The sequence below is a fragment of the Stenotrophomonas maltophilia genome, assembly GCF_003970865.1.
GTDB lineage: Bacteria > Pseudomonadota > Gammaproteobacteria > Xanthomonadales > Xanthomonadaceae > Stenotrophomonas > Stenotrophomonas maltophilia_AR.
Map to the genome: position 1 here is coordinate 1 of NZ_RXLZ01000074.1, position 21,547 is coordinate 21,547.

At 66.9% G+C, this 21,547-nt stretch carries 21 protein-coding genes and 1 pseudogene; 14 read left to right on the forward strand and 8 right to left on the reverse strand.

The genetic code is table 11. The annotated features are described in order from the left end of the window. Positions 1–360: 360 nt before the first annotated feature. On the forward strand, positions 361–1,332 hold the full coding sequence (locus tag EKL94_RS19250; RefSeq protein ID WP_126930273.1) for an MBL fold metallo-hydrolase: 972 nt from the start codon (positions 361–363) through the stop codon (positions 1,330–1,332). A gap of 72 nt (positions 1,333–1,404) precedes the next feature. Here EKL94_RS19250 and yihA read toward each other — a convergent pair whose 3' ends face one another. After that, positions 1,405–2,007: a ribosome biogenesis GTP-binding protein YihA/YsxC gene (gene yihA / locus EKL94_RS19255; RefSeq protein ID WP_126930274.1), complete on the reverse strand. Its 603-nt coding sequence runs from the start codon at positions 2,005–2,007 to the stop codon at positions 1,405–1,407. 156 nt (positions 2,008–2,163) lie between these two features. Here yihA and EKL94_RS19260 point away from each other — a divergent pair, with 156 nt between their 5' ends. The 4 genes from EKL94_RS19260 (at position 2,164) to EKL94_RS19275 (ending at position 5,449) form a co-directional block, all read left to right on the forward strand. Beyond that, on the forward strand, positions 2,164–2,964 hold the full coding sequence (locus tag EKL94_RS19260) for a c-type cytochrome (RefSeq protein ID WP_126930275.1): 801 nt from the start codon (positions 2,164–2,166) through the stop codon (positions 2,962–2,964). A gap of 106 nt (positions 2,965–3,070) precedes the next feature. Beyond that, positions 3,071–3,721: a thiol:disulfide interchange protein DsbA/DsbL gene (locus tag EKL94_RS19265; protein ID WP_126930276.1), complete on the forward strand. Its 651-nt coding sequence runs from the start codon at positions 3,071–3,073 to the stop codon at positions 3,719–3,721. 106 nt (positions 3,722–3,827) lie between these two features. Further along, positions 3,828–4,658, forward strand: a complete 831-nt coding sequence (locus EKL94_RS19270; protein ID WP_010480908.1) for a thiol:disulfide interchange protein DsbA/DsbL — start codon at positions 3,828–3,830, stop codon at positions 4,656–4,658. Positions 4,659–4,711: 53 nt separating this feature from the next. Further along, positions 4,712–5,449 (forward strand): endonuclease/exonuclease/phosphatase family protein, encoded by a 738-nt coding sequence (locus EKL94_RS19275; RefSeq protein ID WP_005419292.1) that lies wholly within the window; start codon positions 4,712–4,714, stop codon positions 5,447–5,449. A gap of 84 nt (positions 5,450–5,533) precedes the next feature. Here EKL94_RS19275 and EKL94_RS19280 read toward each other — a convergent pair whose 3' ends face one another. Further along, the gene (locus tag EKL94_RS19280; protein ID WP_126930277.1) at positions 5,534–6,409 is read right to left on the reverse strand and encodes an EamA family transporter; all 876 of its coding nucleotides are present in this window, start codon (positions 6,407–6,409) and stop codon (positions 5,534–5,536) included. Between the two features lie 72 nt (positions 6,410–6,481). Here EKL94_RS19280 and EKL94_RS19285 point away from each other — a divergent pair, with 72 nt between their 5' ends. The 4 genes from EKL94_RS19285 (at position 6,482) to EKL94_RS19300 (ending at position 10,464) form a co-directional block, all read left to right on the forward strand. Then, on the forward strand, positions 6,482–6,964 hold the full coding sequence (locus tag EKL94_RS19285) for an Lrp/AsnC family transcriptional regulator (protein ID WP_126930278.1): 483 nt from the start codon (positions 6,482–6,484) through the stop codon (positions 6,962–6,964). 9 nt (positions 6,965–6,973) lie between these two features. Then, the gene (locus tag EKL94_RS19290) at positions 6,974–7,525 is read left to right on the forward strand and encodes a M23 family metallopeptidase (RefSeq protein WP_126930279.1); all 552 of its coding nucleotides are present in this window, start codon (positions 6,974–6,976) and stop codon (positions 7,523–7,525) included. Positions 7,526–7,696: 171 nt separating this feature from the next. After that, positions 7,697–9,841, forward strand: a complete 2,145-nt coding sequence (fhuE, locus tag EKL94_RS19295) for a ferric-rhodotorulic acid/ferric-coprogen receptor FhuE (protein WP_126930280.1) — start codon at positions 7,697–7,699, stop codon at positions 9,839–9,841. A gap of 173 nt (positions 9,842–10,014) precedes the next feature. Beyond that, positions 10,015–10,464: a hypothetical protein gene (locus tag EKL94_RS19300; RefSeq protein ID WP_126930281.1), complete on the forward strand. Its 450-nt coding sequence runs from the start codon at positions 10,015–10,017 to the stop codon at positions 10,462–10,464. 103 nt (positions 10,465–10,567) lie between these two features. Here EKL94_RS19300 and EKL94_RS19305 read toward each other — a convergent pair. Beyond that, positions 10,568–13,429 (reverse strand): annotated as a pseudogene (locus tag EKL94_RS19305) (TonB-dependent receptor). Between the two features lie 363 nt (positions 13,430–13,792). Between EKL94_RS19305 and EKL94_RS19310 the strand changes: the two are divergent. After that, positions 13,793–14,134, forward strand: coding sequence for a hypothetical protein (locus EKL94_RS19310; RefSeq protein WP_126930282.1), 342 nt, complete (start codon positions 13,793–13,795; stop codon positions 14,132–14,134). A 9-nt stretch (positions 14,135–14,143) separates the two neighbouring features. Here the strand turns inward: EKL94_RS19310 and EKL94_RS19315 are convergent, their stop codons facing one another. After that, positions 14,144–14,551, reverse strand: a complete 408-nt coding sequence (locus EKL94_RS19315) for an ExbD/TolR family protein (RefSeq protein ID WP_126930283.1) — start codon at positions 14,549–14,551, stop codon at positions 14,144–14,146. A 151-nt stretch (positions 14,552–14,702) separates the two neighbouring features. On the opposite strand from EKL94_RS19315, the gene EKL94_RS19320 reads away from it, so the two are divergent. The 3 genes from EKL94_RS19320 (at position 14,703) to EKL94_RS19330 (ending at position 18,326) form a co-directional block, all read left to right on the forward strand. After that, positions 14,703–16,688, forward strand: coding sequence for a transglycosylase SLT domain-containing protein (locus tag EKL94_RS19320; RefSeq protein WP_126930284.1), 1,986 nt, complete (start codon positions 14,703–14,705; stop codon positions 16,686–16,688). A gap of 67 nt (positions 16,689–16,755) precedes the next feature. Continuing rightward, on the forward strand, positions 16,756–16,992 hold the full coding sequence (locus EKL94_RS19325) for a hypothetical protein (RefSeq protein WP_049429401.1): 237 nt from the start codon (positions 16,756–16,758) through the stop codon (positions 16,990–16,992). Positions 16,993–17,105: 113 nt separating this feature from the next. Further along, complete coding sequence (locus EKL94_RS19330) at positions 17,106–18,326, forward strand: multifunctional CCA addition/repair protein (protein WP_126930285.1); 1,221 nt, start codon at positions 17,106–17,108, stop codon at positions 18,324–18,326. Between the two features lie 46 nt (positions 18,327–18,372). Here the strand turns inward: EKL94_RS19330 and EKL94_RS19335 are convergent, their stop codons facing one another. The 4 genes from EKL94_RS19335 to EKL94_RS19350 all read right to left on the reverse strand — a co-directional run bounded on the left by EKL94_RS19335 (position 18,373) and on the right by EKL94_RS19350 (position 20,532). Continuing rightward, positions 18,373–18,570 (reverse strand): hypothetical protein, encoded by a 198-nt coding sequence (locus EKL94_RS19335; protein WP_126930286.1) that lies wholly within the window; start codon positions 18,568–18,570, stop codon positions 18,373–18,375. Between the two features lie 101 nt (positions 18,571–18,671). Next, positions 18,672–19,106, reverse strand: a complete 435-nt coding sequence (locus EKL94_RS19340; protein ID WP_126930287.1) for an SseB family protein — start codon at positions 19,104–19,106, stop codon at positions 18,672–18,674. A 49-nt stretch (positions 19,107–19,155) separates the two neighbouring features. Then, positions 19,156–19,491: a hypothetical protein gene (locus EKL94_RS19345; protein WP_126930288.1), complete on the reverse strand. Its 336-nt coding sequence runs from the start codon at positions 19,489–19,491 to the stop codon at positions 19,156–19,158. Positions 19,492–19,494: 3 nt separating this feature from the next. Beyond that, entirely contained in the window at positions 19,495–20,532 is a 1,038-nt protein-coding gene (locus EKL94_RS19350; RefSeq protein WP_126930289.1) for a S41 family peptidase, read from the reverse strand. 417 nt (positions 20,533–20,949) lie between these two features. Between EKL94_RS19350 and EKL94_RS19355 the strand changes: the two genes are divergently transcribed. Further along, positions 20,950–21,378: a hypothetical protein gene (locus tag EKL94_RS19355; RefSeq protein ID WP_019338418.1), complete on the forward strand. Its 429-nt coding sequence runs from the start codon at positions 20,950–20,952 to the stop codon at positions 21,376–21,378. Positions 21,379–21,547 lie beyond the last annotated feature (169 nt).

The following is a 21,547-nucleotide window of genomic DNA, read 5'->3' on the forward strand; positions in this document are numbered from 1 at the left end:
TCTACCGTGTCGACCAAGGTCGACCCCCACCAGAAGCAGAAAGTCGTTCCAACAGATCGCGGAAAACTGTCGAAGGCGGGGTGGGTCCGGTTGCGGGGGCGTGAGCCGCATGGATGCGGCGACCGAGCTTACATGGACGTACTTGCAGCGTCCCCCGCAACCGGACCCACCCCGCCATCCCACAGGAAACCAGCTTTTGACGTTGCTTTGGCTGTTGCCCTTGCCTCTGCGGGTGCAGGGCGCAGCCCTGCAGAGACCCCCTTCCCTGAGCATTCCGCGTAGTGGTTTGAGCGCCGCGCACACGCCGGCCGCGGCACGCTATGCGGCAACGGAATCGCCCGTCGTCCACCGAGAACCGCCATGACCCTGCGTTACCTGCCGCTGCACGGCGCCCTGCTGCTGGCACTGTCGTCCCTGCCGCTGACCGCGCTGGCCGAGGCCACTTCGCCCGCCCCCACCCGGCAAGTGCCGGGTGTCTATCACCAGCGCATCGGTGCACTGCAGGTCACCGCCCTGTTCGACGGCGTGGTCGCGCTGGGCCGGCAGGAAGTGGTGGACGTGCCGCCGACGCTGGTCAGCCGCCTGCTGGAAGGCCGTTACGTGCCGGAAGACAAGAAGGGCCTGCAGACCGCGATCAATGCGTTCCTGATCCGCCAGGGCAACCACCTGACCCTGGTCGACACCGGCACCGCGCAGTGCTTCGGCCCCGGCCTGGGCCAGGTGCTGGGCAATCTGCGCGCCTCCGGCGTGGACCCGGCCGAGGTGGACGAGGTGCTGCTGACCCACGCCCATCCGGACCACCTGTGCGGGGTGCTCGACGCGCAGGGCAAGCCGGCCTACCCGAATGCCACGGTGTGGCTGTCCAAGGCCGATGCCGATTACTGGCTCAGCCCGGCCAGCGAAGCCACCGCGCCGAAGGGCGTGCGCTTCGCCTTCCCGCTGGCGCGCAATGCGGTAGCGCCGTACCAGGCCAGCGGCCACCTGCGCACCTTCAGTCCCGGCGATGCCCTGCCCGGTGGCGCGGTGGCGATGGACACCCATGGCCATACGCCCGGCCATGTCTCTTACCGGTTCGACAGCCAGGGCCAGTCGCTGCTGGTATGGGGTGATGTGCTGCACTTCCATGCGGTGCAGTTCGCGCACCCGGAGGCGGCATTCGAGGCGGATTCGGACCGCAAGGCGGCCATCGCCAGCCGTCGCGGGCTGCTGCAGCAGGCCACCGCCAACGGCTGGTGGGTGGCCGGAGCGCACCTGCCATTCCCCGGGCTGGGCCATGTGCGTGGCGAGGGCCAGGCCTATGCGTGGGTGCCGGCGGAGTATTCGCCGTTGTGAGGGTGTGCCGACCAAGGTCGGCACCCACCCGATCAGGTAGCGCCCGGCTGCCAGCCGGGCGACCGGAGAGCCTTATGCCAGCCCCAGCCAGCCGCCGATCACGCCGCGGGCTTCGTCCACGCCGGTACGGTCTTCGCCGGAGAATACCTGCACGCTCACGCTGTCGCCGTAGGCCGAATGCAGTTCCTTGCGCACCTTCTGCAGGGACTGCATCTGCTGGCTGCGGCTGAGTTTGTCGGCCTTGGTCAGCAGCGCGTGCGCCGGCAGGCCACGCTGCACGGCGTAGGACAGCATCTGCCGGTCGTAGTCCTTCAGCGGATGGCGGATGTCCATCACCACCACCAGGCCCTTCAGGGCCTCGCGGGTGCGGAAATACTTGTCGATGAAGGCCTGCCAGTGCGCCTGCAGGTCCAGCGGCACCTTGGCGTAGCCGTAACCGGGCAGGTCGACCAGATGCGCTTCCGGGGTGACCTGGAAGAACACCAGCTGCTGGGTGCGGCCGGGGGTCTTGGAGACACGGGCCAGGGCGTTCTGGCGGGTCAGCGCGTTGAGCGCACTGGACTTGCCGGCGTTGGAGCGGCCGGCGAAGGCCACTTCGGCCCCTTCGTCGGGCGGCAGCTGCCGCACGTTGTGGGCCGAAAGGTGGTAACGGGCGCGTTCGATGAGCAATGACATGTGCCTAGGATCGCATGTTGCGGCGCCGCGCGCCCGTGCCGGCGGCCTTTGCGGGCATTTTGCTGCACTGCTGCGTTGACCGTGTGCGGAAACGGCGTTGATAATCCGGGCGATGCCGGCGGCCACCGCCCGGCCCGGTCCATACGGAGCTTTAGCATGCGCCACGCTCGCGTTCTTGCCGTATCCGCCCTTGCCACTGCTGTAGTCGTTGCCGCTGCTGCGTTCGCGCAGACCACGTTGACCCCGCTGCCCGACAACGGGCCGATCAACACCGCCTCGCTGGAGGTGGATTTCAGCAAGACCCACTGGGGCGATGCCAAGGCCGGCCAGACCAAGGCATCGGCCTGCGCGGCCTGCCATGGCGCCGACGGCAACTCCACGGTGGAGATGTACCCGTCCATCGCTGGCCAGAGCGAACGCTACGTCGCCCAGCAGATGGCCCTGATCGCCAATGGGCAGCGCAGCTCCGGTGCGGCGGTGGCGATGGTGCCGTTCGTGCAGAACCTCACCCCGCAGGACATGCGCGACATCGGCGCGTTCTTCGCCACGCAGAAGGCCACCGCCGGCATCGCCGATGACACGGCGGTCACCGACGGCCCCTACGAGGGCATGAAGTTCTACGAGATCGGACAGCAGCTGTACCGTGGCGGCGACGCCAAGCGCGGCCTGCCGGCCTGCATGGCCTGCCACGGCCCCAGCGGCGCCGGTAACCCTGGCCCGGCCTATCCGCACATCGGTGGCCAGCACGCCAGCTATGTCGCGCGCCGCCTGCAGGAATACCAGGCCGGCCAGACCAACGAGACCGACAAGGCGCACTTCCAGATCATGGCTGCGGTTGCGCAGAAGCTGAGCGAACAGGAGGTGCAGGCGCTGTCGAGCTACCTGCAGGGCCTGCACAACAAGGCCGACGACGTGGCCGCTGCCACCACGCCGGCACAACCGGCTGCCGCCCCCTGACCACCACTGGTCGGCCCGGGTCGCCACGCCGGCCCGCGCCTGCGGTATGTTTCCTTCACGCCGGCGACCGCGCCGGCGTTGCTTTTTTCAACGGAGATGCGTGTCGATGAGGTTGATTTCCCGCCTGCTGTTGTCTGTGCTGGTGCTGCTGCCGCTGGTAGCCTGCGCCGCCACCCCCGCCAATGCCCCGCTGGTCGAGGGCAAAGACTACGAGCGCATCGCCCAGCCGGGCCCGTTCCAGCCGCTGGCCGGCAAGATCGAGGTGGTCGAGGTCTTCGGCTACACCTGCCCGCACTGCGCCCGTTTCGAACCGCAGCTGGAAGCCTGGGCAGCCAAGCTGCCGGCCGACGTGCGCTTCACCCCGGTCCCGGCGGCCTTCGGCGGCGCCTGGGACGCTTGGGCCCTGGCCTACTACGCTGCCGACGAAGTCGGCGTGGCCAAGCGCAGCCATGGCGCCGTGTTCAAGGCCCTGCACCAGGACAGCTCGCTGCCGATGCAGAACGTCTCGGCCGATGAGCTCGCCACCTTCTACAAGGCCTACGGCGTGACCCCGGACCGTTACCTGCAGGCCCTGCGCGGCGATGCCGTACAGAAGAAGGTCGATGCCGCCCGCGCGTTCGCCCAGCGCACCAAGATCCCGGGGACCCCGGCGCTGATCATCAACGGCCAGTACCTGGTCCGTGGCGACAGCTTCGACGACCAGCTGCGTATCGCCTCGGCGCTGATCGCCCAGGCCCGCGCCGCCCGCGGCCGCTGAACCAACACCCACCACCGACACGGCGCTGTCGCCGCCGCGTGTCATCATTTCCCCTTGGCCGGCGCATGACGCCGGCCCCACCATTCCAGATGCTGGAGACGTTTCCATGAAGATCCGTTACGCCCTCGCCCTCGCAGCGCTGCTGCCGATCCTGGCTGCCTGCAAGGCCGACGACGGCAGCACCAACACCACCGCAGCCCCGGCCGAACCGGCTGCAGCTCCGGCGACCACCGAACCGGCCGCTCCGGCCGCAGGTACCGAGGGCGCCGCCCCAGCCGCAGCCGAAGGCGAGAAGGCCGCGGCTGAAGCCGCACCGGCCGCTGCACCGGCCCCGACCACCGCCGCACTGACCGGCCCGGCCCCGGTGGAAGGCGCCGACTACCAGGTGATCCCGAACGGCCAGCCGTTCCAGCCGGCCGCCGGCAAGATCGAAGTGACCGAGATCTTCGGCTACGTCTGCCCGGCCTGCGCCGCGTTCCAGCCGCTGGTCGGCCCGTGGAAGGCCGGCCTGCCGAGCGACGTGAACTTCGTCTACGTGCCGGCCATGTTCGGCGGCACCTGGGACAACTACGCCCGTGCCTTCTACGCCGCGCAGACCCTGGGCGTGCAGGAGAAGACCCACGAAGCCCTGTACGCTGCCATCCATTCGCAGAAGACCCTGAAGGGCGAGCGCGGCACCGATTCGGTTGACGACATCGCCAAGTTCTACGGTGCCTACGGCGTGGATCCGAAGCAGTTCGCCGCCACCATGGGCAGCTTCGCGGTGAATGCCAAGACCAACTCGGCCAAGCAGTTCGCCCAGCGCAGCCAGATCAGCGGCACCCCGTCGATCATCGTCAACGGCAAGTATCTGGTGAAGGGCAAGAGCTTCCCGGACATGCTGCGCATTGCCGACCACCTGATCGCCCGCGAACGCGGTGCGGCCCAGGCTCACTGATCCAAGAGAAGCGTTTCCCGGCCGTGAATTCCCCCCGTACACGGACCCTGCGCTTGCTGACGGCCAACATCCAGGCCGGCTCAAGTACCCGCCGCTACAGCGACTATGTGACCCGCAGCTGGTCACATGCGCTGCCGGCGGGTCGCAAGCGCAGCAGCCTGGACGCGATCGCCACCCTGGCGCGCGAACATGACATCGTCGGCCTGCAGGAGGCCGACCCGGGCAGCCTGCGCTCGGGCTTCACCAACCAGACCCACTACCTGGCCCAGCGTGCCGGCTTCAACTACTGGAGCCACCAGCCGAACCGGCGCATGGGCGGGGTCGCCTCCAGCGCCAATGGCCTGCTGAGCAAGCTGGAACCGGTGGAAGTACAGGACCACGCCCTGCCCGGCCGCATCGGCGGGCGCGGCGTGCTGCTGGCCAAGTTCGGCGACGGCGCCGACGGCCTGGCGGTAGCGGTGGCCCATCTGTCACTCGGTGCGGGCTCGCGGATGTCACAGCTGGGCTTCATCGCCGAGTTGCTGTCCGACCACCCCAACGCCGTGTTGATGGGTGACTTCAACTGCCTGGCCGAGCGCCCGGAAATGCAGGTGCTGTACCAGAAGACCCGGCTGCAGCCCCCGGGCTGCATCGTGCCGACCTTCCCCAGCTGGCGCCCCGACCGCGCCATCGACCACATCCTGGTCAGCAGCGGCCTGCAGACCCGCACCGTGGAAGCCGTACCGGCCGCGTTCTCCGATCACCTCGCCCTGGCGATGCAGATCGACGTCCCGGCCGACGCCCTGCGCTGACCCGCCCCCCTGGTAGGTGCGGACAGCCGCTCTGGTGGGTGCGGACCGTTGGTCCGCACGCTCTCCGCCGGGCATGGCCCGGCGCTACCCGGCCTGCGCCACCGGCACCTTCAATCGCCGCGCGGTCATCGTGCTGCCCACCGAGGCCAGCACCGTGCAGCCGATCGCCAGCCATTGCAGTCCATGCAGGTGCTCGTGCAGCAGCAGCATCGCCCACAGCGCGGCCACCGCCGGTTCCATGCTGATCAGGATGCCGAACGTCTCTTTCGGCAGGCGCTTGAGCGCCATCATCTCCAGCGACATCGGGATCGCGCTGGACACCAGCGCCACCAGCAGGCCGGCCGCGAGGATCTTCGGATCGAGCAGCGCGGTGCCGGCATGCACCACGCCCACCGGCACCACCACCAGCGACGCCGCCAGCAGCCCCAGCGACACCGAATGCCCGGCGTGCAGGTGGCCGGCACGCTTGCCGAACACGATGTACAGGCCCCAGCATGCCGCCGCACCCATCGCGTACAGCACGCCGGCCGGGTCCAGCGCCGGGCCGCCGCCCAGCGGCAGCAGCAGCAACAGCCCCACCACCGCACAGCCCACCCAGACGAAATCGATGGGGCGTCGTGACGACAGCATCGCCACCGTCAGCGGCCCGGTGAACTCGATGGCCACCGCGATGCCGAACGGAATCGTGCGCAGGGCCATGTAGAACAACAGGTTCATCAGGCCCAGGGTGAGCCCGTAGCGCAGGATGGTGATCGCATCCACGCGGCTGGTCTTCCAGCGCCATGGCCGCCAGAACAGCAGCAGCAACAGCGCCGAGAAGCCCACGCGCAGCGCGCTGGTGCCCTGGGCACCGATCAGCGGGAACAGGTGTTTTGCGTAGGAGGTGCCGATGGCCAGCGAGGTGACCGAGCCGAGCACCGCCAGCGCCGGCAACATCGGCGCGAGTCGTGAGGTCTGCATGCGCAAAGTCTATTGCGCCGGCGCCGAGCACTTGGCTCAATTGACAGCCCGTTCGTGCAACTTCTGCTCGCCATGGCCACCGCCCCCGTGCTCGACAGCTTCGACCGCGCCATCCTCGACCTGCTGCAGCGGGACAACACCCTGCCACAGCGCGAAATCGCCGAGGCCGTGCACCTGTCCACCCCGGCCGTGCAGCGCCGCATCAAGCGACTGCAGGACAGCGGCGTAATCGCGGCCAATGTGGCGGTGGTCGCCGCCGCCAAGGTCGGGCGACCGCTGACCATCATCGTCGAGGTGCGCGTGGTCAGCGAGCAGCGCGAACGCGTGGCACCGTTCAAGCGCCGCGTGCAGGAGGACCCCGCCGTGCAGCAGTGCTACTCGATCACCGGCGATGGCGATTTCCTGCTGCTGCTTTCGGCGGCGTCGATGGAGGAGTACGAGGCGATCACCGAGCGCTTGTTCGGTGGCGATGACAACATCGAACGCTTCCGCACCTCGGTGGCACTGGGCACGTTGAAGCGGGGTTTCGAAGTCCCGCTGACACCGGTTCTGTAGCGTCGAGCCATGAGCACATCGCCCTCCCTTCCCCACCGCCTGCGCCGCTGGTTGCTGCGCGGCCTGTGGCTGGCCATTGCCGTCGTTGCGATGATGGCGTTGTGGAACAGCCCGTGGGCGGCGGCGCCGCGAATGCTCTGGTCGCTGACACGGATGCCGGCCGCCACCGCGCTGCCGGTGCCGGTGGACGGCGTCCGGCCACGCCAGATTGCCGATACCTTCGGTGCGCCGCGTGGCCGTGACCGCTCCCACGCCGGCATCGACATCTTCGCCAAGCGCGGCACGCCGGTGCGCAGTGCCACCGCCGGCATCGTCGTGGATGTCAGCGAACGCGGCCTCGGTGGCCGCCAGGTGTGGGTCATCGGGCCCGGGCGGGAACGCTACTACTACGCGCATCTGGAGAACTGGGCCGACGGTCTGGCGCGCGGCCAGGTGATCCAGGCCGGCGACCTGCTTGCCCACGTGGGCGACAGCGGCAATGCCAGGGGCACGCCGCCGCACCTGCACTGGGGCATCCACGGCGCCGACGGCGCCCGCGACCCGCTGCCACTGCTGCGCTGACACCATTGCGCACCCGCGGACCGATCTGCTCATGATTTGTAAATAGGAATAGTTCGTATTACCATTTCTTTCGTTTCCGGTGGTGCCAGGACGGCCTGCCCGTCCTTTCCCCACCCCTAGCGCATCGCCTCCTGGATGACGGCCGACCGCGTGTGCTCGTCCAGGACCCCCATGACCCGTCCCGCCTTCCGTACCCCGCAGCCACAGCGGCTGTCCGTTGCCGTGCTTGCCGTTCTCTGCGCCGTGGCCCCGGCCGCCTTCGCCGACACCGCCGCCGACCCGACCACGCTGGACAAGGTCGTCGTCAAGGGCGAACGCGCCGAGGGCTACTCGGTGCGCCGCACCTCGGCCGGTACCCGCTTCGATCTGGCGCCGCGCGAGATTCCGCAGTCGATCAGCATCATCAGCCACCAGCGCATCGAAGATCAGAAGCTGGACGACATCATCGACGTGCTGGCCAACACCACCGGCGTGACCAGCACCCAGTCCGACAGCGAACGCACCGAGTTCTACGCGCGCGGCTTCTACATCGATGCCTACCAGTTCGATGGCCTGCCGACGCAGATGGTGCAGAACTGGAGCTACGGTGATTCCGGCCTGGACCTGGCGCTGTATGACCGCGTTGAAGTGGTGCGCGGCGCGACCGGCCTGCTCAGCGGTGCCGGCAATCCGTCGGCGTCGGTGAATCTGGTGCGCAAGCATGCCGACAGCGCCGAATTGACCGGCAGCGTCTCGGTAAACGTCGGCAGCTGGGGCCGCACCCGCACCACCGTGGACGTGGGCAGCGCGCTCAACGCCAGCGGCAGCGTGCGCGGACGGGTGATCGGCAGCTACCTGGACACCGATGGCCAGATGGACCGCTACAACCAGCGCAAGACACTGGGCTACGCCGTCATCGACGCCGACCTGACCCCGGACACGCAGCTGAGCGTGGGCTACGACTACCAGCAGAAGCGCGCCAATGGCGCGACCTGGGGCGGCTTCCCGATGTGGTACGCCGATGGCAGCCCGACGAACTATCCGACCTCGTTCAATCCATCGCCGGACTGGACCTACTGGGACACCACCAGCAAGCGTGCGTTCGCTACCCTGCAGCACGCCTTCAGCAACGGCTGGAAGTTCAAGATCGGTGCCACCCACGACCGCACCAAGGCCGACGACAAGCTGTTCTATCCGGCCTACACCGCGTTCAACAAGACCACGGGCGCCGGCATCACGCCGATGGCCGGCTTCTACAACACCGAGCGCAAGGTCGATGGCCTCGATGGCTACATCGACGGGCCGTTCCAGCTGTTCGGCCGCGAACACCAGTTCATGGCCGGCCTGAGCTACAACAAGCGCGAATTCACCAACTACGGTGACTTCCAGCCGGATTCCACCGATCCCAATGCCCAGTACCTGCCGCTGGCCAGCTACTTCGGCTGGACCGGTGATTTCCCGCAGCCGAACTGGCGACCGCTGAAGCTGGCCAGCCAGGGCACCATCACCCAGAAGGCCGGCTACGCGGCCGCGCGCCTGTCGCTGGCCGATCCGCTGAAGCTGATCATCGGCGCGCGCTACACCGACTGGAAAAGCGAAGACGAAGGCAACGACCGCTCGCACAAAGTGACCACGCCGTATGCCGGCCTGGTCTACGACATCAACGATACCTACTCCGCCTACGCCAGCTATACCGAGATCTTCCAGCCGCAGACGCTGCGCAACAAGCAGGGCAGCTACCTCGATCCGGTCGATGGCAAGAGCTACGAAGTCGGCGTCAAGGGTGCGTGGTTCGACAACCGACTGAATGCATCCGTGGCAGTGTTCCGCATCGAGCAGGACAACGTTGGCCAGGCAACCATGGACAAGGTTGACGGGCAGTTGAACGAAACCGCCTTCATCGCTGCACGCGGCACCGTCAGCCGTGGCTTCGAGTTCGAAGTGAATGGCGAACTGGCACCCGGCTGGAACGCGACCTTCGGTGCTTCGCGTTACGTGGCCAAGGACATCAACGGCGCCGACATCAACACCAACCTGCCGCAGACCGCGCTGAAGCTGTTCACCAGCTACACCCCGCAGTCGCTGCAGGCACTCACCGTCGGCGGTGGTGCCAACTGGCAGAACCGCATCTACTACGCCGCACCGGTGGTGGGTCGCTTCGAACAGGAAGGCTATGCGCTGGTCAGTGCCTTCGTGCGCTACCGCATCTCGCCGGAGTTCAGCGTGCAGGCCAACCTCAACAACCTGCTGGACAAGAAGTACTACTCGCAGATCACCGGCTACGGTGCCTACGGCGACGGCCGCAATGGCTCGCTGACGTTCACCTGGGCGTTCTGATGTAACCGGCTTCTGTAGAGTCGCGTCTTGCCAGACTCGATCACACGGGGTGGTCGAGCACGGCTCGGCGCTGCAACGGGGGCGCTCGGCGCCCCGTGTTGCCGCGCTGCCCTTGCAGGTGTAGCGTCGCGCACACGAATACCTCGCGCCTTCCCCCTCAAGGACGACCGGCCATGCGCACCCGCACGAAACTCGGTCTCTCGCTCGTGGCCCTGCTCTCTTCGCTGCCGTTGATGGTCGCCACCGGCAATGGCTACTTCATCCTGCTTCTGCTGATCGGCCTGCCCGCAGCGATCCTGTTCTGGTTCGATCTGGGCCGGGAACTGCGTGCCATCCCCGCCCCCACCCGCACCGAGCGCGCGCTGGGCCTGGCAATGGGCGTTCCACAGGTGCTGTTCGGACTGTTGTGCGCGGGGATCGGCCTGATCCTGGTGGCCTGGATCCTGTACAACCTGCTGGTCGAATCCCTGCCGCAGTTCCGCATTCCGTCACTGCCTGGCTTCGCGGTCGGGCCGATGATGATCGTGGCCGGACTGGGATGGGCACGCACCGCGTTCCGCCGTGCCAGCCTTGAGCAGGATGGCCTTGAGCAGGATGACCCGGAGCAGGACATTCCGGACTGACCACCTTTGTGGAGTCGAGCCCTGCCCGACTCCATCACACAGGGCGGTCGAACAGGGCTCGACCCTGCAACGGCGCCGGGCTGAGCCCGGCGCCGTCCCTTCATCAGAAGCGCAGGTCCGCGCGCAGGTACCAGTAGCGGCCACGCGGGATGTCATAGGTCGAGGCGTCGTAACCGTTCAACGAGCACTACAGGCAGATCGGCGGATCCTTGTCGAACACGTTGTTCAGGCCGGCCGTCAGCTGCAGCCCCTTCATCCAGTCGATCTTGTAGCCCACCTGCATGTCATGGAAGGTGGTGGCCGACAGCGTATTGGTGCCCGCCGCCTGGTTGCTGCAGACCGGGAACACAGAGGCGTCGCCGCAGTTTTCTGTCAGTTCGGAGATATGCCGCACCGTCCAGTTGGCGCTCCAGCGGTCCAGCGTCCAGCCGATGCTGGCGTTGCTGGTCCATTCCGGAATCGAGCTGTCGGCCACCTCCACGCCCGGCTTCTGCGGCTGCTTCTGGCCCGCTGCACCGGTGGCTTCGTAGCGACCCACGAAGGTGTTCTTCCAGCCCAGCTTGAACTGGCCGATCGAGCTCTGCGGCAACGTCCAGAACAGATCCACATCCCAGCCATCGGTCTTGATCGAACCCAGATTGGTCAGGCGGTTGTTGAAGCTGCTGACCGCGCCGGTGCTGGCACGGGTGATGCCGTTGCAGTAGATCGGGTCCAGCGTATCCACGCACAGGTCCAGCTGGGTCTGCGCGTTGATCGCCTGGATCGCACCATCGATGGCATGGCGGTAGAAGGTCACTTCCACGTCGAAGCGCTCCGACCACGAAGTGTTGCTGCCAAACCATGGGCTCCACACGAAGCCTGCGCTGAAGCTGCGCGAGCGTTCCGGATCCAGCTCGCGGTTGCCGCCGGTGGTCACCGAGATCTGCGAGTTGGCCTGCTGGAAGCCGGTCGGCACGCCCAGCGCGGCACAGTTGGCGGCACTGCCACGCGGCGGCGTTCCACCCAGGCCCACCGAGCACGGATCGAACAACTGCAGATCGGCACGCGCGGCCGAGCCGTACAACTCGCCGATCGACGGTGCGCGGAAGCCCTCGGCATAGGTCGTGCGCAGCACGAAGTCGTCGGTCACCTGCCAGCGCAGGCCGTACTTGGGCGTGAACTCGCCACCGAAGGTGGAGTAGTCCGAGTAGCGCCCGGCCAGGCTCAGGTCCAGCTTCTTGCCGAATGTCGAATCGGCGAAGATCGGCACACTCAACTCCAGATAGGCCTCGTTGACGTCATAGGAACCCGAGGTCGGCTGCGAAGGCACGCCGTTGTAGTGGCCCGCCACCGTCAACGGATCGGGCTGGTACGAACCCTCGTACTTGCGATACTCGAAGCCGGTAGCGAACGACACCGGGCCGGCCGGCAGCGTGAACAGGTCGCTGGACAGGTTGGCGGTGAACAGGCTCAGTTCGTTCTGGCTGCGGTCTCGCACCACGGGCTGGATCCACTTCAGCATGTCCGGGGTGATCGAACCGACACCGCCGAAAATGTTCAGCGGCACGCAGCCCGGCGTCGCCGCACAGACGGACGGATCGCCCAGCGCCATGTTGACGTTGTAGATGTTGTAGCTGCCGTAGTTGGTCTGTTCGGCCTTGTTCTTGCTGTACATGCCGTTGACGTCCCAGTACCAGCTGCGGTCAGCCGCCTGGAAGTTGCCGACGAAGCCGGTGGCGAAATACGTGGTGTCCACTTCCTGCTTGAACACGCGCGCACCGCCTTCCACCGGACGGCGGCCGATCAGGCTCAGGTTGTCACCCGAGACCAGGTCGAAGCCGAACGGGTTGTACGGATTGAGGGCGGACACGGTGATGTTGTCGGCCAGCGGATTGCCGGTGGCGCCATCGGGGCCGAAGAACAGCGGCTCCGGGCCGGCCTGGTTGGTCGACTCACGTCGGTTGCCCAGTGCCTTGACATACCACTGCACGTTGTCGGTGATGTCGAAGCGGAACTGACCGAACAGGCCCTTACGCTCGGACGGTGTCAGCACCATGTTGTACTCGGCGAAATTGAACCGGTCGGCGCTGGTGAAGCAGTGATAGTCATCGGTGCGCGCGCAGCCGGCACTGCCGTCGTAGCGCGGGTTGCTCACACCGGTATTGGGCACGATGTTCTGCACCGCACCGGTGTTCGGGTCGGTGAACATGAAACGGCCCTGCGGAATGCCACCGCTGCCGAACGCCAGGCCGGTGCCGGGAATCGGGAAGCGCGACTGCTCGCGGTCCTTGGCAAACACCGGATCCTGCTTGGTCCAGCTGGCGCCCAGGAACAGGCTGAAGCGGTCGCCGCTCTTGCCCCAGGCCAGATCCACGCCCTTCTGCGTGCCATCGCCCTTGCTGTACTCGCCGTAGTTCAGGGTCACCTGGCCGCCATCGAAGTCACGGCGGGTGATGATGTTGACCACGCCGGCAATGGCATCGGAGCCGTACAGCGACGACGCGCCATCTTCCAGCACTTCGATGCGCTCGACGATGGCCAGCGGAATGGTATTGAGATCGGTGGCCGAGCCGACGCCGGAGGCGGATGACTCATTGACCCAGCGGATGCCATCGACCAGCACCAGCACGCGCTTGGCGCCCAGATGGCGCAGGTCCACCTGCGCCGAGCCAGCACCTACACCACTGCCATCGGGCGGAAAGCCAAAGTTGCCGGACGAGTTGAACTTGGCGTTGAGCGCCGAACCGGAACCGGTGAGCTGCTGCAGCACTTCGCCGATCGAGGTCAGGCCGGTGCGTTCGATGTCGCCGCGGGTCAAGGTTTGGATCGGCACCTGGCCTTCGACTTCAGCGCGCTTGATGCGGGTACCGGTGACTTCCACCGCATCCAGGTTGGTGGTGGATTGTGCAGCGGCACCCAACGGTGCCAGGGTCATCACGCACAGCGCGACGGCAACCGCCAAAGGGCGGTGGTGCAGGTGATTCATTCGCTCTCTCTCCAAAGGAATGTCGGGACATGGGCTGCCGCACTCCCTCCCTGCATGGCGGCGCCGTCTCCTTTGTAAACAAGTGGTAAAAATCGCGGCGTGATGATCGACACTCTTTCACGCGGAATTGACGCAATTGCAGGCCGATTGCGTCAGATAGCTGCAGGTTATGACCGGACGATACTGTTCACTGCAGGCAGCCTTGATGTTGGCTGCGACAGCACGCGCCGGGAGCTGCCGCATTCATGAAAAAGATCTTTGCCGGACCGTTTCAGGAATAGTTTGAAATTCCTTCATTCAGAAGGCCACGCTAGTCGACCCAGCGCAGACTCCCACTTCCAGCCATTCGCGGGAGGGCCGAACATGAAAGCAATGACTGCCGTGCTGGGCGTCACGATGGTGATGACGCTGCTTCTTTCCCTGGCAGGTGAATCGAGAGCAGGCGGCGTGATCGAGTGCAACAACTGCCCCTCTCCCAGCGGTGCGGCCTTGGCCTCGGGAGAGGGACTGACGGTTGTGGTGGATTTCGAGAGAGCCGAGTTGACTGCTTTCGACGTTGAACATGACCCTGAGAGCAGAAAGTGGCGAGCACATCCGACCCCGGTTCCAGCGCAGATTGAAATGGCTTTTCTGCGGATCCTGGATGCGACACTGTCAGCAGGGCAAGCGCCGCTCATGCAGCAATCACCGCATGAGCGGCAGTGAGACAACGCCCTACCGCACGAACGCAATGCGCTCCATACCGGTGGCCTCGGCGGCGGCCAGAATCCTCGCCATGCCTTCGTACTCGGCCGCCGGATCGGTGGCGATGCGCAGTTCCGGCAGGTTGCCGGCATGTTCGCCCACCTGTGCCTGCAGGCGCGCCTGCAGCTCGCCGATCGCCATCGGCTGGCCATTCCAGCTGAGCTGGTTGCCAGCGTCCAGGCGCAGCTCGATCGGTGGTGGTGGTTCAGGACGGTCGACCACGCGATCGGTGGCCTGCGGCAACTGCACGGCAATCGGCCGGGCCACGATCGGCGCGGTCACGATGAAGATGATCAACAGCACCAGCATCACATCCACCAATGGCGTGACATTGATGTCCGCCAGCGGGCCGCTTCTTCCTGCGCTACTGAACGCCATGTGCCGCTCCCTGCAGCCGGGCCGTTCGCCCACGCCCGACACTACGTCGCCCGCTGGCCCGCGAGGCAGTGCCTGCAGCGCGAGCATTCAGCTGCCGTTGCCGACCCAGCACGTGCACGCAATGCGAAACTGAATTCAGCCATCGCCCGCTATGCTGGTCGCCATGACCCGACGCACTTCAACTGCCCTGTCCCTGCTGCCCTTGGCCACCACGCTGCTGATCGGCTGCGCCAATGCCCAGTCCCTCGACGCCCAGAACGCGCAGCTGAAGGCCGCGATCGCAGCCGCCGAACGCGGCCAGTTCGATCCTGGCCAGGCCGCTGCACTCAGCCGCCATCCGGCCTATGGCTGGCTGGAATACGCCAACCTGCGACGCAACATCGACACCGTCGATTCCGCGCAGGCGCAGGCCTTCCTCAAGCGCTATGACGGCCAGGCCGTGGCCAACACGTTCCGCAGCGTGTGGTTGCCCTCGGTCGCACGCCGCCAGGACTGGCCCACCCTGCTCGCCAACTGGGCGCCCACCGACAACGCCGGCCTGCGCTGTGCGCAGCTGACCGCGCGCCAGGTGACGGGCAAGGTCGATCCGCAGTGGATCGGTGAAGCGCAGGATCTGTGGCGCAAGAACGGCAAGTCGCTGCCGGACGGCTGTGACGCCGTTTTCGCCGTGCTGCAGGCACAGGGCGGACTGAGTGACGCATTGCGCTGGGAACGCATCGATGCCGCCGCCGACGCCCAGCAGCCGGCCGTGATGCGCAGCGCCGCACGTGGCCTGCCTGCCACCGACCTGGCGCTGGCCAACAATTACGCTGCCTTTGTCGACAAGCCCAATGCCAGCGCATTGAACTGGCCGCGCAACGAGCGCAGCCGGCGCATCGCCACCGATGGCCTGGCCAAGCTGGCCAAGGCCGACCCGGGCGCCACCGAACAGCAGCTGCCGCAGTACGCGCAGGCGCTGGGCCTGAGTGCCGAGCAGCAGGGCCAGGTGCTGTACCAGATCGCGCTGTGGACGGTGGCTTCCTACCTGCCCGATTCGGCACGCCGCCTCAACGCGGTGCCGGAATCGGCGTATGACGAACGCCTGCACGAATGGCGCGTGCGCGAAGCGATGTCGCGCGGTGACTGGCCGGCGGCGCTGACGGCGATCCGCAAGATGGCCAGCAAGCAGCGCAGCGACCCGCGCTGGCGCTACTTCGAAGGCCGCATGCTGGAGAAGACCGGCCAGGCCCAGCAGGCCCAGCCGTTGTTCCGCGATGCCGCACGCGCACCGACCTTCCACGGTTTCCTGGCCGCCGACAAGCTGCAACAGGGCTATACCCTGTGCCCCTGGAAGCCGAACGACAGCGCGCAGGCACAGGCGGTGATCGCGCGCGACCCGGCCATCCAGCGCGCGATGGCGTTGTACCAGATCGATCGCACCGGCTGGGCCGTGGCCGAATGGAACAGCGCGCTGTCGCGCTTCGATGACACCCAGCGCCGCCTCGCTGTACGCGTAGCGCAGGACAACGGCTGGTTCGACCGCGCCGTGTTCGCACTCGGCAAGCAACCGCAGGAACAGCGCCTGTACGACCTGCGCTTCCCGCTGCACCACGACGCCACCATCCGCCGCGAATCGGCACGCAACGCGATCGATCCGGCCTGGGTGGCGGCGGAAATCCGCGCCGAGAGCACCTTCACCCCGCGTGCGCGCTCGCCTGCCAACGCCATGGGCCTTATGCAGGTACTGCCGGCCACCGGTGCCGGCGTAGCCAAGTCGATCGGCCTGACCGGCTACGGCGGCGCCGACAGCCTGTATGACCCAGACACCAACATCGCCATCGGTACCGCCTACCTGCGCCAGCTGATGAACAAGTACGACGGCCTGCCGTACGTGACCATCGCGGCCTACAACGCCGGCCCGACCCCGACCGCACGCTGGCAGGGCCAGCGCCCGGGCTTTGATCCGGACCTGTGGATCGAGACCATCAGCTACAAGGAAACCCGCGAGTACGTCGCCCGCGTGCTGGCCTTCAGCGTGATCTACGACTGGCGCCTCAATGGTGATGCGCTGCCTCTGAGCGACCGCCTGATGGGCCGCCTGGTGGACAAGCGCAAGAGCTTCAGCTGCGCCGCAAACGCGGACCAGGGCGGCGATTGATCGCACTGCGGTCGTGCCGGCCGCTGGCCGGCACGACCCGGTATCCACTCCTGGGGAGGAGAAAGCAATGAGCCTGCTGGCCTGGATCGGGATATTCGCCGCCTGGAGCCTGTTCGCCACCTGGGTGCTGCGCTGGGGTGGCGCGGCCTGGATGGAAGGCTGGAAGTCGCTGGCCTTCGTCGACAGCTGGGGCAGCCTATGGGACGAAGCGCAGATCAAGCTGTATTTCCTCTGCCTGTGGATCGTCTACGGCCTGTGGTTCCTGGCCGGCCTGTTCGTGCCGGAGTGGCGCGGTTTGCCGTAACGCCGCTGTATCGGTAGTGCCGGCCGCTGGCCGGCAGCTTCGGGGTGACTGCGGTTGCCGGCCAGCGGCCGGCACTACCGGTGCATCTGCGCCGACCATGCGATCATCCCCCCATGAAGATCTATCTTGTCGGCGGCGCCGTGCGCGACCGCCTGCTGCAGCGCCCTGCCGGCGACCGCGACTGGGTGGTGGTTGGCGCCACGCCCGCGCAGATGGAAGCGCAGGGCTACACCGCCGTCGGCCGCGATTTCCCGGTGTTCCTGCATCCGAAGACGGGTGAGGAATACGCGCTGGCGCGCACCGAGCGCAAATCCGGCCGTGGCTATCGCGGCTTCGTGGTCGATGCTGATCCAGCGGTGACGCTGGAAGAAGACCTGCAGCGGCGCGACTTCACCATAAACGCGATTGCCTGCGACGAAGACTCCGGCGCGCTGGTCGATCCCTATGGCGGTGTGCGCGACCTGGAACAGCGCGTGCTGCGCCACGTTGGCCCGGCCTTCGTCGAAGATCCGCTGCGTGTGCTGCGCGCGGCGCGCTTCATGGCGCGCTTCGCACCGCTGGGCTTCACCGTCGCCGAAGAAACCCTGGCCTTGATGCGCGACGTTGCCGCCAGTGGCGAGCTGGACGCGCTGGTGCCGGAACGCGTCTGGCAGGAACTGCGCAAGGCGCTGGTCAGTGAGCGGCCCTCGGCGTTCCTGCGCACCCTGCACGATGCGCATGCGTTGGGCCCGATCCTGCCTGAGCTGGAAGCGCTGTACGGCGTGCCGCAGCGTGCTGAGTTCCACCCGGAAGTCGATACCGGCATCCACCAGGAAATGGTCAGCGACATGGCCGCGAAGCTGGCCCCCGGCGATGATCTGGTCGGCTTCGCGGCCCTCACCCACGATCTCGGCAAGGGCCTGACCCCGCCGGAGGAATGGCCGCGCCACATCATGCATGAGCAGCGCGGCATCAAACCCCTGAAGGCATTGTGCGCGCGGTTGAAGATTCCCACCGAGCACCAGCAGCTGGCCGAAGCGGTGTGCCGCGAGCACTTGAACGTGCACCGCATCGACGAACTGCGCGATGCCACCGTGCTGGAACTACTGGGCCGCTGCGATGCATTGCGCCGGCCGGAACGCGTGGCCCGCATCGCACTGTGCTGCGAGGCCGACAAGCGCGGCCGGCTCGGCTTCGAGGACGCCGACTACCCACAGGGCGAAACGCTCAAGCGACTGCACCAGGCGGCGCTGTCAGTGCAGGCGCGGGATCTGGATACCACCCATCTGAAGGGCCCGGCCATCGGCGAGGCGCTGGCCAAGGCGCGGGTGAAAGCCATCGCCGCCGCCCGCTGAAGCCCTGGTAGTGCCGGCCGCTGGCCGGCACCTTCACATCGCCCGTCTATCGACGGCGCTTGCGCGAGAAGTAGTCGACAGCATGAGCTCCCAACAAGATGGGTTGCATCAAGAGGAACAGCCATCCACCCAGCCGGAGCGTCTCCACCGGATTGAACCGGGTGATGAACGCAGCTGCCAGTGCCAAACCCGCAAGAAGGCCGATCTCATAGACCCACAGCGATCGGTTAGAACGCTTGCCCACGATGCTCCTCTCCATTGAACAGGACGCACTTGCAAGCCATCGCCGCCGTCCGGCACCACGGGTAGTGCCGGCCGCTGGCCGGCAACCAGACAATCCCTGGGTCAGTGCGCCATCCCACGGGTGATCGCCGCAGCCCGCTGCTTCAGCTGCGCCACTGCATCGGGAATCATCTCCATGCCCACGTCCAGGCCCGGGTTCAGCACCAGGCCGACGCCGTCGCCGATACCGGCCAGCAGCGCGTGCACCGCGATCGGCATGGCATGCGCAAACTGCGGCAGCTGCTCGTGCCACAGGCCCGCGCGCTCGGGGGCGGTGAACACCGCGAACATCGGCTCGCCGCTCTCGCTGGTCAGCACCAGCGGCGAGATGCTCTCGTCCCAGGCGCCATCTTCGCCGATGGCCTTGTCCAGCAGCACGAACGCCGTCGAGGTCAGCAGGCCGTCGAGGAACTGCGCTGCGGTCAGCGTGCCGTCCTGGGCCTGCAGCAGGCGCACCTCGAGATCGTTGAGGGGTTCGAACGGGTTGTCGTGGTCCATGGTCGGTTCCGGTACGTGATTGCAGGGCAGACTTTAACAGGCCCGCTCCTCAACCGAGGAATCCGTGCCGCCACAGCCAGCCCAACGCCGCCAGACCGGCCACCACCACCAGCATCAGTGGCAGGCCGAAGCGGTGCCGCCACGGGATCGGCACCCCACCCAGCTGCTGGTCCATGGTGTCGGTGTCCAGCACCCAGCCGTGCCCGCACCGGCTGCAGGCCAGCTCGTAGCGGCGATGGTAGGTGAGGCCAAACAGCAGGTCGATGCGCGCCATCCTGTAGCGCAGCTGGGGCGCGAACTCGGCTTCCGTCTGGCAGCGCAGGCAGTGGTGGGCTTCGGTCGGGCCGACGATCAGCACCCGCTCCTGCTGGCCGATCAGGATCATGGATCAGCGGCCCTGGCAGGCGGGTTGGGCCAGCAGCCAGGCTTGGGCGGCGGCAAGGGTGGCGGCATCACCCTCGATGCGCTGGTCGGGCTCGATCTTCAACCCATCACCACGATCATTGCGGTCGCGCATCACGGTGGTGGTCAACAACAGGCGGCCGCCATCGGCCAGTGTGCGCACGTTGTTGCCAGTCGAGACCCCTGCCGTCGGCTGGCCGAAGCTGCGCGTCTGCGCGCGGCCACGCCACGCCAGTGCCGAGGCCTCGCCCGAACTGCCGGTACGCGGTCCGAACAGCACCGCCACCGGCGCGCCAGGCTGCCGCAGCACATAGCCGGTCTGGCCGAAGTCCAGCACCGGCTTGCCTGCACGCTGCACGGCGGTCGCGGTCAACGTCCAGCGCTCCGGCCCCTGTGCGGTTTCGAACGACCCCACATCTTCGTTGTTCACCACCGAGGTGCGCAGCAGCGGTGCCATGCCCAGCAGCATCGGCCACATGTTGCCACCGCTGTTGTCACGCAGGTCGACGATCCAGCCACAGCGCATGCCGTCGTCCTTGCTGCGGATGACCTGCTGCCACCGCGCGGCGCGCTGGATGTTCTGACGGAACGCTTCCTGTGGCGTCGCGCCGGGCGTGGAGGCATATCCCTCGATGACCAGCCAGCCGATGCGCGCATCCACCGCATCGGCGGCCTTGGCCCTTTCCACGGCGGCGGCGCCGACCTGCTGCGCGCGCGCAAGGGATTCGCTCTGGCGCTGGGTCGTCGTCCATACGCCATGATTGCCAGTGCTGACCGCAATGGCTTCGCGCAGCAACGCCAGCCGCTTCACGGGGTCGCCCTGCACCGATTGCAGTCGTGTGCGGGTGGCAGGCCAGTCCACCCGGTCGCGATACAGCGCCTGCCGTTCAAGCAGGTTGAGGATCTCGGCCTCCGCCTCCGGCGAGGGCAACTCGATTGCCTTGGGCGTATCGGCCATGACGTTGGCAGCCACCAGCGCGATCACCAGCGCACCAATGCGACGCACTCCCTTGCGAACCTGCATGTGACGTTTCCTTGTCGTTGAGGCAGGCGCACAGCATAGCCCGCAGGTGATGGCTTCCGCCATGCGCGGACTGTCGTATCTGGCTCCGCCGCGGATTGCAGCAAGACAGCTTGCACGCGATCAGCAAATTGCAACTTTGCCCATGTCATCGCCACGTAGAACGCGAGAAGGTTGCCTCCGTCGGCGCCTCCTGCGCTGGCCGGGATTGGCGTCCTGAATGAAGCTACCTGAAGTCGGGCTTGCGACCATGTCGCGGGCTCGAATAATGCACCGTCCGTCGTTCTGCGGCGGGCGGTGCGTGGGGATCCTTCCGATCCGCCGGCTTCGTTTCCTTTGGGTAGCTTCACCGGCACGCCAACCCGCACCGCCCGCCACCTTGCATCCCTGCAGGTGGCCCAGCCTTGTGAGGTTGCTGCCATGACCACGCTCTACCCCACCTATCCACGTCTGCATGTACTGCTCGGTGCCGCAATGCCCGGCCTGCAGCTCTCCAATGCCGCAGCCGAAGCGTTGGAAGATGCGCTCACAGAAGCCCATGAACACGCTCCGCCGCCGGCCTTCTTCGCCCGGTTGCACGGCATCGCGCAAAGCCACGCCGCCGATGGTCAGGTCTGGCGCGAACGGCAGCTCAGCGATGTGCGTGGCCGGGAACTGGCGGAGGCGACGCGCTGCTTGGCAGCATTGTCTGCGTGCGGCGGGGTACTGCTGGCTGCACAGTCGGCGCGCGAGACGGACGATGCGCAGGCGCAGTGTCCGCCGCAGGTGGAGGAAGGCCTGCTGCACGCGGTGGTGGTGTTGGCCGATCATGCCAGCGCGCTGGTGGCGCCGGGTGCATGCGCGGGGTAATGGCACCGATGGATTCGTGTCGACCAAGGTCGACACCTACCAGAGCCGAGCATGGCTCGGCTCTTATCTCTTGCGACTCTGGCACCTTAGGTGCCGAGAGCCCGGCGCGGACGACCGTTCGGCTCTAGGTCTTTTCGATCGCTCTGTAGCAAGGATCTCCGCGCCGGTT

Excerpts from the sequence above, each read along its gene's own strand:
- EKL94_RS19250 (WP_126930273.1), top strand. The coding sequence starts at position 361 with ATGACCCTGCGTTACCTGCCGCTGCACGGCGCCCTGCTGCTGGCACTG.
- yihA (WP_126930274.1), bottom strand. The coding sequence starts at position 2,007 with ATGTCATTGCTCATCGAACGCGCCCGTTACCACCTTTCGGCCCACAAC.
- EKL94_RS19260 (WP_126930275.1), top strand. The coding sequence starts at position 2,164 with ATGCGCCACGCTCGCGTTCTTGCCGTATCCGCCCTTGCCACTGCTGTA.
- EKL94_RS19265 (WP_126930276.1), top strand. The coding sequence starts at position 3,071 with ATGAGGTTGATTTCCCGCCTGCTGTTGTCTGTGCTGGTGCTGCTGCCG.
- EKL94_RS19270 (WP_010480908.1), top strand. The coding sequence starts at position 3,828 with ATGAAGATCCGTTACGCCCTCGCCCTCGCAGCGCTGCTGCCGATCCTG.
- EKL94_RS19280 (WP_126930277.1), bottom strand. The coding sequence starts at position 6,409 with ATGCAGACCTCACGACTCGCGCCGATGTTGCCGGCGCTGGCGGTGCTC.
- EKL94_RS19285 (WP_126930278.1), top strand. The coding sequence starts at position 6,482 with ATGGCCACCGCCCCCGTGCTCGACAGCTTCGACCGCGCCATCCTCGAC.
- EKL94_RS19290 (WP_126930279.1), top strand. The coding sequence starts at position 6,974 with ATGAGCACATCGCCCTCCCTTCCCCACCGCCTGCGCCGCTGGTTGCTG.
- fhuE (WP_126930280.1), top strand. The coding sequence starts at position 7,697 with ATGACCCGTCCCGCCTTCCGTACCCCGCAGCCACAGCGGCTGTCCGTT.
- EKL94_RS19300 (WP_126930281.1), top strand. The coding sequence starts at position 10,015 with ATGCGCACCCGCACGAAACTCGGTCTCTCGCTCGTGGCCCTGCTCTCT.
- EKL94_RS19310 (WP_126930282.1), top strand. The coding sequence starts at position 13,793 with ATGAAAGCAATGACTGCCGTGCTGGGCGTCACGATGGTGATGACGCTG.
- EKL94_RS19315 (WP_126930283.1), bottom strand. The coding sequence starts at position 14,551 with ATGGCGTTCAGTAGCGCAGGAAGAAGCGGCCCGCTGGCGGACATCAAT.
- EKL94_RS19320 (WP_126930284.1), top strand. The coding sequence starts at position 14,703 with ATGCTGGTCGCCATGACCCGACGCACTTCAACTGCCCTGTCCCTGCTG.
- EKL94_RS19325 (WP_049429401.1), top strand. The coding sequence starts at position 16,756 with ATGAGCCTGCTGGCCTGGATCGGGATATTCGCCGCCTGGAGCCTGTTC.
- EKL94_RS19330 (WP_126930285.1), top strand. The coding sequence starts at position 17,106 with ATGAAGATCTATCTTGTCGGCGGCGCCGTGCGCGACCGCCTGCTGCAG.
- EKL94_RS19340 (WP_126930287.1), bottom strand. The coding sequence starts at position 19,106 with ATGGACCACGACAACCCGTTCGAACCCCTCAACGATCTCGAGGTGCGC.
- EKL94_RS19345 (WP_126930288.1), bottom strand. The coding sequence starts at position 19,491 with ATGATCCTGATCGGCCAGCAGGAGCGGGTGCTGATCGTCGGCCCGACC.
- EKL94_RS19350 (WP_126930289.1), bottom strand. The coding sequence starts at position 20,532 with ATGCAGGTTCGCAAGGGAGTGCGTCGCATTGGTGCGCTGGTGATCGCG.
- EKL94_RS19355 (WP_019338418.1), top strand. The coding sequence starts at position 20,950 with ATGACCACGCTCTACCCCACCTATCCACGTCTGCATGTACTGCTCGGT.